The following is a 12,995-nucleotide window of genomic DNA, read 5'->3' as shown; positions in this document are numbered from 1 at the left end:
ATTACTCACCTCCTCCGCCCGGTAATCCCAAGCCTAAAAGGCTCAGTTTAATAAAAGAAAAGCCTAAAAGAAAACCAATAATCTCCCCTACACCTTTTCTCACTATAAAGAAAATTAATATGGCTAAAAGGATTAGTCTTAAATAATAACTTATCAGGACTAACCCCTTTCCCCGCCCGATTTTACCGCCTAACCAAACGGTAAGTGAAATCGCGAGCAAATTTATAAACCCCACAAGACCACCCAGGGCAAAGCCTAAGGCCAAGGAGGGCTGGTTAAGGCGGTAGAGAAAATAAGTTATTGCTATAAAAAATGCGCCGCTAAACACAATAACTATCTTTTTTTTCATTTTATTTTTCCCGGGTGAAGTCAAAGATTGCTTTAAAAGCAGTCATTACGCCAAGTACCAAAAAAATAAAGGTAAGCCAGGGGTAGGTAGAAAATTTTTTATCCAGGATGCCACCCAGCCAAACCCCTCCCACCACGGAGAAAACCATGGTGGTGGCTAACTGCACCGAACGGGCTAAAAAATAATAAGGGTTTTTTTTATCACCGCCGTTGTCCGGCATCCCGCCACCCCCGCAAAATAGACCATTTTACTTTATTCAACATGATAGAGCAAATTCCTTCTTAGTGATAACATTCTCTAACGTAGTTATTAAAGATTTTTATAGAGAAAATTCCTCCGGAGGTGCCTGGTCGATTTTATAATAATACTTTAACGCCTGGTAAATCCGCAAAGAAGCCTTGCCATCACCGTAGGGATTTACGGCATTGGCCATCTTTTGGTAGGAACTCTCATCAAATAAAAGCTCTTTAAGATTTTTATATACTGCCTCGGTACCGCTACCGATAAGCCTGACCGTTCCTGCCTCAACCGCTTCCGGCCTTTCGGTAGTGTCCCGGAGCACCAGTACCGGCTTACCAAGGGAAGGTGCTTCTTCCTGGATGCCTCCGGAATCGGTTAAAACTAAATACGACCGGGCCATGAGGTTGGCAAAAGGTTCGTAGTCCATTGGCTCTACCAAATGAACCCGGGGATGTTCGCCAATTACTTCTTTAACCGCTTCCCGGACCACCGGATTTTTATGAACGGGAAAAATTACCCTTACGTCAGCGGCTTCTTCCAGTACTTTTAAAAGCCCCCGGTAAATGTTTTTTAACGGTTCTCCCCAGTTTTCCCTGCGGTGGGTAGTCATTAAAATAATCCTTCCGGGCCGGTTTAAGATTGCCTCTATCTCCGGGTCAAAACGGTAGTTTTCCCGGACGGTGTAATACAAAGCATCAATTACGGTATTACCGGTGACAAAAATGTTTTCCGGTAAAACCCCTTCTCTTAATAGATTTTCCCGGGAGGTTCTGGTAGGAGCAAAGTGCAGGTCGGTTAAAGCTCCCGTAAGTCTTCGATTCATTTCCTCGGGCCAGGGAGAATATTTGTTCCTCGTTCTAAGTCCCGCTTCCACGTGACCCACCGGAATTTTTTTATAAAAAGCCGCCAGAGCTCCCACAAAAGTAGTGGTGGTATCGCCATGAACCAGCACTAAATCCGGTTGACACTCGTCCAGCACTTTCGACACGCCCAAAAGCGCCCGGGAAGTTAAGTCCTGAAGGGTTTGGCGCGGGGTCATCAGGTTTAAATCATAGTCCGGGGTAATGTTAAAGAGCTTTAATACCTGGTCTAACATTTCCCGGTGCTGGGCAGTAACCGCTACCAGGGTTTCAAACTCGGGGGAATCTTTTAAGATTTTGTATACCGGGGCCATTTTTATTGCTTCCGGTCGCGTACCAAAGATTAAAAGGATTTTAGGCATCGCTGCTCCTTTCTAAACAGTGGTTGGTGGTCGGTGGTCGGTAGTTGGAAAAAGATTTTACCGACCGCTTACCACTTACCACCGATTACCGTTTTAAGTAACCTTTTTCAATTAATTTATCAATATGCTCTCTTAGAGCTTTTTCAATGTCTACACCGTACATTTCTTCCAAAACAAACATCATTGAAACTGCCGTCTGAGCCACATCGAGAAGTTCTTTGGTGATAAGTTTTGCCACCTCTTCCTCGGATAAGCCCTGCTCCCCGGAAAGCCCCCGAAACTTTCCTATAGCTTGAGCCAGTTCTCCCGCTTCCTCCATAAGTTTTAAAGCAGTGGATTCCAGGGTCGGCGTAAGACCGTTCAGCCGGGGCAATGCGATTATTTTTTGTTCCACCCCTTAACCCTCCCCGTATTTAACTACCTTTATCCCTGCCTCGGTAAACAGGTTAATCGCTAAAGAATCCGGATAATCGCCTTTGTAAACCACCCGTTCTACTCCGGCATTTATCAGCATTTTGGCACAGAGAGAGCAGGGTTGGTGGGTGATATAAATGGTGCTTCCAGAAGTTGAAACCCCGTAAACTGCCGCTTGAATGATAGCATTTTGCTCAGCATGCAACCCCCGGCACAGCTCGTGGCGCTGACCGGAGGGCACATGTTCCTGCTCCCTTAAGCAACCGACCTCCTCACAGTGGGGTACGCCTTTCGGAGCACCGTTATATCCGGTAGCCAAAACCCGGTTATCCTTCACCAGCACCGCGCCTACCTGCCGGCGCAGGCAGGTAGACCGGGTTTTCACTACCTCGGTTATCTGCATGAAATAATCATCCCAGGACGGGCGCAATTTTTAACCCTCCAAACGGTGGTATGTGGTACGTGGTCAGTGGTAGGTGGTGGGGTGGTCTGTATTAAATCTTTATACCGACGACTTACGACTTACCACTGACTACCATAAAGGCAGCTCCTGCTGCCAGGCAACGTTCAATTTATTCATTATAGGGAAGTTTATCGTAAAGCGGGAAGCGGTTTAAAAGATCCCGTACTTTCCGGGCTGCTTCCCGGTGTTTGTCTTCGTTTTCAGGATTCTTTAAGACCAGAGCTATTATTTCGGCAATTTCGGCCATTTCTCCTTCTTTCATTCCCCGGGTAGTTACCGCTGGAGTACCAATTCTGATTCCCGAAGTTACGTTGGGCGACTCGGGATCGTACGGAATGGCGTTTTTATTTACCGTTACGCCAATTTCATCCAAAAGCTGCTCCGCCCTTTTACCGGTAAGACCTACCGGACGCACATCCACTAACATCAGGTGATTATCGGTACCGCCGGAAACCAACCTTAAGCCCTGCTTTTTCAGTTCTTCCGCTAAAGCTTTAGCGTTATTTACCACCTGCTGCTGGTATTCCTTAAACTCCGGCGATAAGGCTTCTTTAAAAGCTACAGCTTTTGCGGCAATTACGTGCATCAAAGGTCCACCCTGTACCCCGGGAAAAACGGTCTTATCGATTTTAGCAGCATGCTCCGCTTTACAGAAAATCACTCCTCCCCGGGGACCGCGTAACGTTTTATGGGTGGTAGTGGTCACCACATCGGCATAAGGAATGGGTGATGGATGCAATCCTGCTGCCACCAGGCCGGCAATATGGGCCATGTCCACCATAAGATAGGCCCCCACTTCATCGGCAATTTCCTTTAAATGCCTAAAATCGATAACCCGGGGATAGGCCGATGCTCCGGCAACAATCATTTTGGGTTTATGCTTGTAGGCAAGCTCAAAAACTTTTTCATAGTTTATTTTTTCGGTATCCGGCTCTACACCGTAACTCACAAAGTTATAAAGCTTACCGGAGAAATTCACCGGACTTCCGTGGGTTAAGTGACCGCCGTGGGCCAGGTTCATGCCCAAAACCGTGTCCCCCGGCTCCAAAAACGCCATGTACGCAGCCATATTGGCCTGAGCCCCGGAATGGGGCTGGACGTTAACGTGTTCTGCCCCAAAAAGCTTCTTGGCCCGCTCCCGGGCAAGATTTTCGACCACATCCACGTATTCGCAGCCGCCGTAATACCGCTTTCCGGGAAGTCCTTCGGCGTACTTGTTGGTAAGGTGGCTGCCCATAGCCTCCATTACCGCTCTACTTACAAAGTTTTCCGAAGCAATGAGTTCAATCTTTTCCCGCTGCCGGGAAAGTTCCTTTTCCATAGCCTCAAAAATTTCCGGATCCACGTCTTTTAAGCGTAAGTTCAAATGGGTCACATTATTCACGCTCCCTTTTATTGGATGTTTGGGGTTTACAATATTTCTCTTCAATACCCGCTATCTTTTCTACCCGGCGGGCGTGGCGGCCACCTTCAAAGGATGCTCCAAGAAAAGTGTCCACGATATCCAGGGCAAGACCCACTCCCACCACCCGGGCCCCCAGAGCTAAAACGTTGGCATCATTGTGCTCCCGGGCTGAGTGGGCGGAAAAGGTGTCCGAACAAAGGGCTGCCCGGATCCCCGGGACTTTATTGGCGGCGATGGAAATTCCTATCCCGGTACCGCAGATTACAATGCCAAAATCTACCTCCTTTTGCACCACCGCCTCGGCCACGGCTTCCCCAAAATCGGGGTAATCCACCGATTCCGTGGAGTAAGTCCCTTTGTCAATCACAGCAATCCCCTTTTTTTCCAGGTGCTTTTTTATTTCTTCCTTTAAGTTAAATCCCGCATGGTCAGCCCCGATGGCTATCTTCACCGTTTTCAGCCCCTTCCTTTTCCAATCTGGCTATTAATTTTTGGATTAATTCCTTTAATTCTTGAGCGGTTTGCCGGTAAACCTCGATATCCCCACCAAAAGGATCGGCCACATCTCCTTCTTCGCCCACATATTCTTTTAAAGTGTATACTTTATTTTCAAGTTCGGGGTAAAGCTGTAAAAGAGCTTCTTTGTGTCCTTTCCCCATGGTGAGAATTAAATCTGCCTGCTGAGTAATTTCTGCAAAAATCCGGGTAGCTTTATGGGGCGAAAGGTCAATTCCTTCTTCCTGCATAGCAATTACCGCATTTTCCGAAGCCGGATCGCCATCAAAAGCAAACAGGCCAACGGACAGTGCTTCGTGAGGTAAGCCCTTCTCCTCCACAATTTTGTTAAAGAAATACTGGGCCATGGGACTTCTGCAGGTGTTTCCGGTACAAACAAATAAAACGTTCATTTTCCATGGCTCACCCCCTGAAAATAAGCTTCCCGGCAATTAAGAGTAAAATAAGCCCTCCAACAATCTGGGCCCTATCCCCTAAAACCTTGCTTACCCTCCGGCCCAACAAAAGCCCGGAAAGGGTCATAACGCCGGCAACAATGCCGGTAATTAGCGCCACAAACCACAGATTTACCTTTACCGTACCCAGGGTAAAGCCTACCGACAAAGCATCCATACTAACCGAAAGGCCGATAAGTAAAAGCCCACCAAGGTTATAAGTTATGTGCGGTAGTTCCTCCTCCTGGGAAATTCCGTGTCTTATCATTTTGTAACCAAGATAGATAAGGATGGCTCCACCAATGTAGGTAGCTACTTTTCCCAAAAACCTTCCGGTTAAATCTCCAGCAAACCAGCCAAGAATCGGCATCACAATATGATACACCAGTACCGTAAGAGACAAGGCGATAATTTCTTTTCGTTTAATTTTCCCCATTCCAAGGCCAACACACAGGGAAAAGGAGTCGGTGCCAAGGGCAACCGCCAGTAAAAAAATTTCCCAAAGGCTCATTTATATCCTCCTGCGTTAAGATAGATACCTGCCAGCCGCAGCTTTCTTTAACCGGTTCATTAAAGCTAAATAAAGTCCTTCTTCGGGATAGACCTCCGCCAGAATTAGTTCTACATCCCTCCGGTCAAACTCCCGGAGTTTCTCATATAAGTTATGTAAAAGCTCTGATGGGTTATTTCTACTTCCCAGTACCAAAAGATTTTGAAAAGGGTCCGGGAAAAATTGCTCTTTTGTTTCCCAGGATATCAATAGCCCCACATTTTTACCGGCTGCCCCCAGCTCCTGCGCCCGCTTCCGAATTTCTTCGGGAGTTTTTACCAGGTACACCGGCGCTCTGGGAGCATAATGGGGATATTTCATCCCCGGTGCTTTGGGAGCGTCCAAATCTTTGGCGTTAAAGTACCGGACCTCTCCGATAACTTCTTCAAGCATTTCCGGAGTTATTCCGCCGGGTCTTAAGATCACCGGTGGAGTTACCGTTAAGTCCAATACCGTGGACTCTACCCCTACGCGGCAGTTCCCTCCGGCTAAAACTACCGGAATAATTCCGGATAAATCGTCAAGGACATGCTCGTAAGATGTAGGGCTTGGCCGACCGGAACGGTTGGCGCTGGGAGCGGCAATGGGAGTCTGGGCCGCTTCGATCAGCATCACCGCCACAGGATGGTCCGGAAGTCTTACGGCAACGGTAGGAAGGCCAGCGGAAACCACCCCCGGAAGTTCTTCCCGGCGGGGCAAAACTAAAGTTAAAGGCCCGGGCCAGAATTTTTCCATAAGTTTTTGCGCCCGGACGTCAACCCTGGCAGCTACCCTGTAAATGTCTTCGTGCCTGGCTATATGAACAATTAAAGGGTTATCCTGCGGGCGACCCTTGGCGGCAAAAATTTTTAACACCGCAGCAGGGTTAAAGGCATCGGCTCCCAAACCGTAAACCGTTTCGGTGGGAAAAGCTACTAACTCCCCTTTTTTTATGTAATCTGCCGCTTCATTAATAATAGTTTGCTCCGGGTTTTCCGGGTTTACCTTAAAAATTTTTGTTTCCATGGAAACTCCTTTTGTTACTTATATTTTTTCGGAGAGTTTTCATATACAATATCTTACTTCAATTAAGTTTTTCCGGCAAGTTTTCTTAAAATTCCGTTAAAATTTATGTAAAATATATTATAAACTTTCATCGGCGAAAAAGTACTTGCTTGCAAAAAAGCCGCCATGGCCATTTTAGCCCTGGCGGCTTTAAACTACTTCTTTCGTAAAATTACCAGCCGGTCATTTCCGGCCAGATCTTTTTTAATTTCCACCCGGTAAAATTTTTCCGCCTCGGCAGTAATCGCTTTTCCCTGGTACGGGGCAATCTCCAGGAGCATTAACCCGTCTTCCGCCAAGAGCTTATGGGCTTCGGGTAAAAGGCGGCGGTAAAGCATCAGGCCATCCTCGCCCCCGTCCAGGGCAATTTGCGGCTCCTTTTGCACCTCCGGCATGAGGGTGGAAAGTTCTGCCGTTGGAATGTAGGGAAGATTGGCGGTAATTAACGAAAATTTTCCGCTAAAATCGAGTTTGGAAAGGGGCTCTAACAAATCCCCGTGTCCTAAAATCACCCGCTCATCTACTCCGTGATGATGGGCATTAACCCTGGCAACTTTTAATGCTTCTTCCGAAATATCCAGGAGAAAAAAGAGTCCCAGAGGAATATGGCAGGCAAGTGCTACCCCCACCACTCCGGAGCCAGTGCCGACATCGGCGACCAGCTTTAACCCCTGGTATTTGCGCAAAAAGTTAATACCCTCTTCCACCATGAGTTCCGTTTCCGGCCGGGGAATTAACACTTCCGGAGTTACGAAAAAGTCAAGGCCGTAAAACTCCTTTTTGCCGATAAGGTACGCTAAAGGAATACGGGAAGCTCGCCTTTCGACATGGTCCACAAACCGTTCCCATTCGTACTCCGATAAAACCCGCTCGGGCCTGGTGTAAATCGCCACCCGGCTAATACCAAGCACATGGGCCAATAAAAGTTCCGCATCCAAAGCCGGCATTTCAATACCCGCAGAGTTTAACCGGTTTTTAGCCCATAGGAGCGCCTCCCGCAGGGTTTTAAGCATTACCATCCACCTGCTTTAACCGTTCCGCCTGATCGGTGGTAATTAAAGCATCGATAATTTCGTCCAGATCCCCTTCCAAAACCGCATCCAGGCGGTGGAGGGTTAAGCCAATGCGGTGGTCGGTGACCCGGTTTTGCGGGAAGTTATAGGTTCTAATCCGCTCGCTGCGGTCTCCGGTACCCACCTGGGATTTCCGGGCGGAAGCCAGCTCCGCTTCCTGTTCCTGCCGGGCTTTGTCCAAAAGCCGGGCCCGGAGTATTTTCATCGCCCGCTCCTTGTTTTTGTGCTGCGACTTTTCGTCCTGGCAGGTTACCACAATACCGGTAGGAATGTGGGTAATGCGCACCGCCGATTCGGTCTTGTTGACGTGCTGACCGCCTGCCCCCGAGGCGCAGAACACATCGATCCGCAGGTCGTTGGGGTTTATCTCCACTTCCACTTCTTCCGCTTCAGGAAGCACCGCCACCGTCGCGGTGGAAGTGTGAATACGGCCGCCGGATTCGGTGGTGGGAACCCTTTGGACCCGGTGAACACCGCTTTCAAACTTCATCCGGGAATAAACTCCCTTACCTTCAATGGTAAAAATAACTTCTTTAAACCCACCGAGGTCGGTAGGGTGGCTGTCCATGATTTCTACCTTCCAGCCCATCCGGTCGGCATATTTAGAATACATCCTGAAGAGGTCACCGGCAAAGAGCGCCGCTTCTTCCCCACCGGCACCAGCTCGAATTTCCATAATAACGTTTTTCTCATCGTTGGGATCCTTGGGAAGAAGAAGAATTTTCAGCTTTGCTTCCAGCTCTTCCCGCCGCTCCTTTAAATCATGCAGTTCGCTCTGCACCAGCTCCCGGAAATCCTGGTCAAGCTTCTCGTCCAGCATCCTTTCCGCATCTTCTATTTCCTTTACGGTTTTCTTATATTCCCGGTAAACCTGGACGATCTCTTCAATTTCCGCATGGGCTTTAACGTACCCCTGCCACCTTTGGGTATCGGCAATCACTTCCGGGTCCGAAATTAACCGGGAAAGTTCTTCATATTTTTCTTCTAACTGGTCCAACTTGTCAAACATTAGCTCTTCACCTCATCTTTTATTACCGCTTTTAACGATGTGATGGCTACTTCTAACATGCTGTCATCCGGCTCCCGGGTGGTAAGTTTTTGCAGCCAAAGTCCCGGTGCCGTCAGGATTTTCCCCAGAAGGGTATGGCTAATTTTCGCCGACCCTTTTAATACTTCGTAACTTACCCCGGCAACCACCGGAATTAACAGGATTCGGCTAAAAATGCGCCAGAGCAGGTTTTGGTCCCCCAATAAAGAGAAAATGAGAATACTTACCACCATTACAATTAAGAGAAAACTCGTCCCGCAGCGGGGATGCAGGGTAGTATACTTCCTGACCCTTTCTACCGTTAGCTCATCCCCTGCCTCGTAAGCGTGGATAGTTTTATGCTCCGCACCGTGATAGGCAAACACCCGCTCAATATCTTCCATGCGACCTATTGCCCAGACGTAAAGGAAAAATAAAATTACCCGGATAATTCCCTCGACCAGGTTTTGCGCCCAGTACGCTTTTATAACCGGGGCTGAAGCGTGGGCTGCCCAGGTAGGTAGCACCACAAAAAGGCCAATACCAACGGCAAAGGCCAAAATCATGGATAGGCCAAGTTCACTTTTACTTAATTTTTCCCCTTCTTCCTCTACCGCCTGGTTGGCGGAATAAACCAGCGCCTCAATTCCCAAAACCAGGGCATCGTACAATGCTACAAGCCCCCGGATAAAAGGTAGCTTGAAAAATGGAGTATTTAGCGCCGAAGCTAACGGGCGCTCTTCAATGACAATTTTACCCGAAGGAGTTCTGACCGCCACAGCCCACTTTTCCGGGCCGCGCATCATCACTCCTTCTATGACCGCCTGGCCGCCGTAGTTAAATTTCATTCTCTCTCCCCATTTCTAAAAAAAACGCAGAGCCAAAGATGCTCTGCTTTGTTTTAGAGACCGTACTTTTTCTTAAACTGCTCGGCACGACCCCGGGCTTCTACCGTCCGCTGCGAACCAGTGTAGAAAGGATGGCACTTGGAACATATTTCAACCCGGATCTCTTTTTTGGTAGAACCGGTTTCGAATGTCTCGCCGCAGGCACAAATAACCCGTGCTTTGCCGTACTCCGGATGAATGCCAGGTTTCATTCCTATCACCCCATTTTCGAATATTAACACAAGGTAAATTATAACACACCCAACTTTAACTGGCAAGTATAAATCCAGGGACGGTTATTTTTGCTATACTTTAAGTATAATTTTAGGGACTGTCCTTAAATTACTACTTTGAAGGTGGTGCCTTGGCCTTCGGTGCTTTCGACCCAAATTTTGCCGCCGTGGGCTTCTACCAAACTTTTGGCAATTGCCAGGCCCAGGCCGGAACCTCCGGTGGCTCTGGAACGCGACTTTTCCCCCCGGTAAAACCGCTCAAAAATGTACGGCAAATCTTCCGGGGGAATCCCCGGACCGGTATCGGTAACCTCTATTAAAAGTTTTCCATCCAGCAGCTTAACCTCAAGTTTAACCTTGCCTCCCTCACCGGTGTATTGAAAGGCATTGGTTAAAAGGTTATATACCACCTGTTTCATCCGGTCGGGGTCAAAACTGTATCTTTCTCCTTTTGCCGGTAAAGTAGTTTCAAAACTGATGCTTTTTGCTTCCGCCAAAGATGTAAAGGGAGCCGCCACCTCCGAGAAAAACTGATTTACCTCAACCTCTACCGGCAAAATTTTAAGTTCCCCCGCTTCCGCCAGGGATAATTCTCTTAGCTCCTCCACCAAACGGGACAAACGCTTTACTTCTTCTGCCAGGGAATGAAGGGTTTCCTCATCCGCCTCAATAACTTTCTCCAGCAGTAGTTCAAAATTTCCCTGCAAAATAGAAAGGGGAGTTCTTAATTCATGAGCAATATCGGCAATCATCTGCCGGCGCAACTTTTCGTTCCTCTCCAGGGCTTCGGCCATTCTGTTAAAAGCTCTGGCAAGCTCCCCGATTTCATCGTTGCTCGTTTCCGGTGCCCTTAAGTGCAGATTTTTACTGCTAAACTTGCCCACCACGGCTATTAAGGTTTTAAGGGGGGCAAGCAAGCGCTGGGATAGGAAAAAACCGAGTACCAGAGCTACCGCTACCGCTAAAAGTCCACCGAAGAAATTGGCCCTTTTTACCGAACTGATAAAACTCTCTTCTAAAAGGCCGTAAATGGTAAAGGGCTGATAGTAAAGGGTGCCAATTTTTTGGCCGTTTAAATAAATTTCCTGTCCATTTTTTAAAGGAAGATCTTTCTCCTTTTGGCCAAGGTATTCCCAGTTGTTATCCACAACAACGGTGCCATCGGGGGCAGTAATAATTATCCTCTCCTGCCGGGGACCGCCAGGACCTCCAGATCTCCTCCCATGGGACATTTGCAGTCCCGCCTGGACGGCCTCCCAGCCTCCGGCAAAATAAAGCTCCCCTATATAGCTCAAAATCATTTTAGCCCGGGCATTCATATTTTGTTTAACGTAAAAATCAAAAGAGTCGCTAATTTCCTTTACCGCAAAAAATGACGTAACTAAAACCGATAATACTGCAACAATTAAGAGCGCCGCGGTAATTTTAACCGTGATTTTCATCCTTTTCTCCCCTGGGTTTTAGTTTGTAGCCAATACCGAATACCGTTTGGATGTACTCCGGATTTGCCGGGTCTTTTTCAATTTTTTTCCGAAGATTGCTAATATGCGTGTCAATAGATCTCTCGTACCCCTCGTAAGCTTCCCCAATAGCATATTCTAATAGTTCAAGCCGGCTATAAGCTTTACCCGGATTTTTTAAAAATGCTTCTAAAAGTTTAAATTCAGTAGGGGTTAAATCAAGAGGTTTCCCTTTTAGAAAAACTTCGCGCTTATGGGGATAAAGGGTTAAGTCTCCTTCAGTCAGCACAATCTCTTCATTGATAGTTTTAGCTTCCAGACGTTTTAAAATCGTTTTAATACGAGCCGAAAGTTCTCTTAAGCTAAAAGGCTTTACTACGTAATCATCAACCCCAAACTCAAAACCAATTAACTTATCCACCTCTTCGGTCTTTGCCGTAAGCATGATGATAGGGATTTGGCTCTCCTTTCTTATTTCCCTTAAAACCTCTATACCACTCATTTCCGGCATCATCCAATCCAGAACTATTAAATCAGGCTTTTCTTTGTAAAATGAATTTAACGCTTCCCGACCGTTAAAAGCGGTGATTACTTCGTACCCTTCTTTCATTAAGTAACTTTTTACCATGGTAACAATTTTCGGCTCATCATCAACAATTAAAATTTTTCTGGCCATAAAACCCTCTCCATTGCTTTTTTAGTTATTATATCAGTATTTTGTTACAAACGTATAAAGATATCTAAACATAAAAAAACCTTACCCTTCAGGGTAAGGTTTTAGAAATTAAGTTATTGAATTACAGGAACCGGGCCAAAGCCCATACCGTGGCCACCTCTACCACCCATACCCTTAAAGCCAAAGTCTTTGGGTCCCGGCATGGTGCTGTTGACCATGTTTTTAACCCGGGTTTCTATGTTCTTTAATAAGTTATCCGCCTGGGCCTGGGTTATTTTGCCATCTTTTACCAGCTGGTTAATCTTTTCTTTTTCTTTGGTGACGATAAAGTTTATTAGCTCAGTCTCGGTTTTCCCTTTGGCTTTAGCGATTTCCACCAGGGTTTTTCCGCTGTGCCGTTCGCTTATTAAGGTGTTGACATCAATTCCCAGGAAGCTTGCTAATTCGTCAGGGGTTACGCCAAAGCCCCTGTGATGCCCAAAACCTTTAGGACCAAGGTCTACGCTGTTAACCATTTGCTTGGTCCGTTCGGTTATATTCTGCAACATTTGGTCAGCCTGAGCTTGAGTTATTTTTCCGTCTTTCACAAGCTGGTTAATTTGGGCTTTCTTTTGCTCAACCAGGTAGTTGACCAGTTCTTCTTCAGATTTCCCTTTTTCTTTGGCGATTTGGGCTAATGTTTTCCCGCTGTGCCGTTCGTTAATTAAGGTTGAAACATCAATTCCTAAAAACTTGGCTACATTGTCCATCATGCCACCAAAGGCCCTGCCAAAATGCCTGCCAAAACCGCGGTAGGTTTCAACTATTTTTGTGGTGGTAGAGGTGGTACCGTCGTTAGTAGTCGCCGCATACACCGCCGGAGCTGCCGCCACTAACAGGCCCGTCATGGCAATTCCCGCAATCACTTTCTTACCCCATTCTTTTTTCACTTAAATCACCCTCCTGTTTTAATTTTGCTCCCTGGCGGAGCTTTCATTTATATCATAACCGGAGGGTTTTAAA

Annotated in this window: 17 protein-coding genes; all 17 read right to left on the bottom strand. The window is 47.1% G+C overall.

From position 1 onward, the window contains the following. Window position 1: 1 nt before the first annotated feature. Window positions 2-349: an ATP synthase subunit I gene (locus CARFE_RS0107265; RefSeq protein ID WP_028052267.1), complete on the bottom strand. Its 348-nt coding sequence runs from the start codon at window positions 347-349 to the stop codon at window positions 2-4. 1 nt (window position 350) lies between these two features. Continuing rightward, the gene (locus tag CARFE_RS14650) at window positions 351-569 is read right to left on the bottom strand and encodes an AtpZ/AtpI family protein (protein WP_011345419.1); all 219 of its coding nucleotides are present in this window, start codon (window positions 567-569) and stop codon (window positions 351-353) included. 99 nt (window positions 570-668) lie between these two features. Then, on the bottom strand, window positions 669-1,811 hold the full coding sequence (gene wecB / locus CARFE_RS0107255) for a non-hydrolyzing UDP-N-acetylglucosamine 2-epimerase (RefSeq protein ID WP_028052266.1): 1,143 nt from the start codon (window positions 1,809-1,811) through the stop codon (window positions 669-671). Between the two features lie 85 nt (window positions 1,812-1,896). Continuing rightward, window positions 1,897-2,205, bottom strand: coding sequence for a MazG-like family protein (locus CARFE_RS0107250; RefSeq protein WP_011345421.1), 309 nt, complete (start codon window positions 2,203-2,205; stop codon window positions 1,897-1,899). Window positions 2,206-2,208: 3 nt separating this feature from the next. After that, window positions 2,209-2,655 carry a deoxycytidylate deaminase gene (locus tag CARFE_RS0107245; protein ID WP_028052265.1) on the bottom strand — a complete coding sequence of 149 codons (447 nt, stop codon included), beginning with the start codon at window positions 2,653-2,655 and terminating at the stop codon, window positions 2,209-2,211. 142 nt (window positions 2,656-2,797) lie between these two features. After that, window positions 2,798-4,009 (bottom strand): serine hydroxymethyltransferase, encoded by a 1,212-nt coding sequence (locus CARFE_RS0107240; RefSeq protein ID WP_051250221.1) that lies wholly within the window; start codon window positions 4,007-4,009, stop codon window positions 2,798-2,800. A 55-nt stretch (window positions 4,010-4,064) separates the two neighbouring features. Next, window positions 4,065-4,544: a ribose 5-phosphate isomerase B gene (gene rpiB / locus CARFE_RS0107235; RefSeq protein ID WP_028052263.1), complete on the bottom strand. Its 480-nt coding sequence runs from the start codon at window positions 4,542-4,544 to the stop codon at window positions 4,065-4,067. Then, window positions 4,522-5,001, bottom strand: a complete 480-nt coding sequence (locus tag CARFE_RS0107230; RefSeq protein ID WP_011345425.1) for a low molecular weight protein arginine phosphatase — start codon at window positions 4,999-5,001, stop codon at window positions 4,522-4,524. The genes rpiB and CARFE_RS0107230 overlap by 23 nt, the downstream gene beginning before the upstream one ends. Window positions 5,002-5,011: 10 nt before the next feature. Then, window positions 5,012-5,554 (bottom strand): manganese efflux pump MntP, encoded by a 543-nt coding sequence (locus CARFE_RS0107225; protein ID WP_028052262.1) that lies wholly within the window; start codon window positions 5,552-5,554, stop codon window positions 5,012-5,014. A gap of 15 nt (window positions 5,555-5,569) precedes the next feature. Further along, the gene (locus tag CARFE_RS0107220) at window positions 5,570-6,598 is read right to left on the bottom strand and encodes an L-threonylcarbamoyladenylate synthase (RefSeq protein WP_028052261.1); all 1,029 of its coding nucleotides are present in this window, start codon (window positions 6,596-6,598) and stop codon (window positions 5,570-5,572) included. Window positions 6,599-6,792: 194 nt separating this feature from the next. Then, window positions 6,793-7,650: a peptide chain release factor N(5)-glutamine methyltransferase gene (gene prmC, locus CARFE_RS0107210; RefSeq protein ID WP_034541845.1), complete on the bottom strand. Its 858-nt coding sequence runs from the start codon at window positions 7,648-7,650 to the stop codon at window positions 6,793-6,795. Beyond that, window positions 7,643-8,719 (bottom strand): peptide chain release factor 1, encoded by a 1,077-nt coding sequence (prfA, locus tag CARFE_RS0107205; protein ID WP_028052259.1) that lies wholly within the window; start codon window positions 8,717-8,719, stop codon window positions 7,643-7,645. The genes prmC and prfA overlap by 8 nt, the downstream gene beginning before the upstream one ends. After that, complete coding sequence (locus tag CARFE_RS0107200; RefSeq protein WP_011345430.1) at window positions 8,719-9,585, bottom strand: DUF1385 domain-containing protein; 867 nt, start codon at window positions 9,583-9,585, stop codon at window positions 8,719-8,721. The genes prfA and CARFE_RS0107200 overlap by 1 nt, the downstream gene beginning before the upstream one ends. Before the next feature lie 53 nt (window positions 9,586-9,638). Continuing rightward, window positions 9,639-9,836: a 50S ribosomal protein L31 gene (rpmE, locus tag CARFE_RS0107195; protein ID WP_011345431.1), complete on the bottom strand. Its 198-nt coding sequence runs from the start codon at window positions 9,834-9,836 to the stop codon at window positions 9,639-9,641. Window positions 9,837-9,961: 125 nt separating this feature from the next. After that, a complete protein-coding gene (locus CARFE_RS14645; RefSeq protein ID WP_051250219.1) occupies window positions 9,962-11,299 on the bottom strand; it encodes a HAMP domain-containing sensor histidine kinase in 1,338 nt (445 codons plus the stop codon). Continuing rightward, complete coding sequence (locus CARFE_RS0107185) at window positions 11,283-11,993, bottom strand: response regulator transcription factor (protein WP_028052258.1); 711 nt, start codon at window positions 11,991-11,993, stop codon at window positions 11,283-11,285. Before CARFE_RS0107185 ends, CARFE_RS14645 begins: the two co-directional genes overlap by 17 nt. Window positions 11,994-12,106: 113 nt before the next feature. Next, window positions 12,107-12,922, bottom strand: coding sequence for a DUF2680 domain-containing protein (locus CARFE_RS15590; protein ID WP_028052257.1), 816 nt, complete (start codon window positions 12,920-12,922; stop codon window positions 12,107-12,109). Window positions 12,923-12,995 lie beyond the last annotated feature (73 nt).

Source organism: Carboxydothermus ferrireducens DSM 11255 (assembly GCF_000427565.1).
Taxonomy (GTDB): domain Bacteria; phylum Bacillota; class Z-2901; order Carboxydothermales; family Carboxydothermaceae; genus Carboxydothermus; species Carboxydothermus hydrogenoformans.
Note: the sequence above shows the minus strand (reverse complement) of the source record. Positions and strands in the feature narration are given on the sequence as shown.

Bases quoted from the DNA above. Each gene is read 5' to 3' on its own strand.
- CARFE_RS0107265 (WP_028052267.1), bottom strand. From the start codon at position 349: ATGAAAAAAAAGATAGTTATTGTGTTTAGCGGCGCATTTTTTATAGCA.
- CARFE_RS14650 (WP_011345419.1), bottom strand. From the start codon at position 569: ATGCCGGACAACGGCGGTGATAAAAAAAACCCTTATTATTTTTTAGCC.
- wecB (WP_028052266.1), bottom strand. From the start codon at position 1,811: ATGCCTAAAATCCTTTTAATCTTTGGTACGCGACCGGAAGCAATAAAA.
- CARFE_RS0107240 (WP_051250221.1), bottom strand. From the start codon at position 4,009: ATGGAAAAGGAACTTTCCCGGCAGCGGGAAAAGATTGAACTCATTGCT.
- CARFE_RS0107230 (WP_011345425.1), bottom strand. From the start codon at position 5,001: ATGAACGTTTTATTTGTTTGTACCGGAAACACCTGCAGAAGTCCCATG.
- CARFE_RS0107225 (WP_028052262.1), bottom strand. From the start codon at position 5,554: ATGAGCCTTTGGGAAATTTTTTTACTGGCGGTTGCCCTTGGCACCGAC.
- CARFE_RS0107220 (WP_028052261.1), bottom strand. From the start codon at position 6,598: ATGGAAACAAAAATTTTTAAGGTAAACCCGGAAAACCCGGAGCAAACT.
- prmC (WP_034541845.1), bottom strand. From the start codon at position 7,650: ATGCTTAAAACCCTGCGGGAGGCGCTCCTATGGGCTAAAAACCGGTTA.
- prfA (WP_028052259.1), bottom strand. From the start codon at position 8,719: ATGTTTGACAAGTTGGACCAGTTAGAAGAAAAATATGAAGAACTTTCC.
- CARFE_RS0107200 (WP_011345430.1), bottom strand. From the start codon at position 9,585: ATGAAATTTAACTACGGCGGCCAGGCGGTCATAGAAGGAGTGATGATG.
- rpmE (WP_011345431.1), bottom strand. From the start codon at position 9,836: ATGAAACCTGGCATTCATCCGGAGTACGGCAAAGCACGGGTTATTTGT.
- CARFE_RS14645 (WP_051250219.1), bottom strand. From the start codon at position 11,299: ATGAAAATCACGGTTAAAATTACCGCGGCGCTCTTAATTGTTGCAGTA.
- CARFE_RS0107185 (WP_028052258.1), bottom strand. From the start codon at position 11,993: ATGGCCAGAAAAATTTTAATTGTTGATGATGAGCCGAAAATTGTTACC.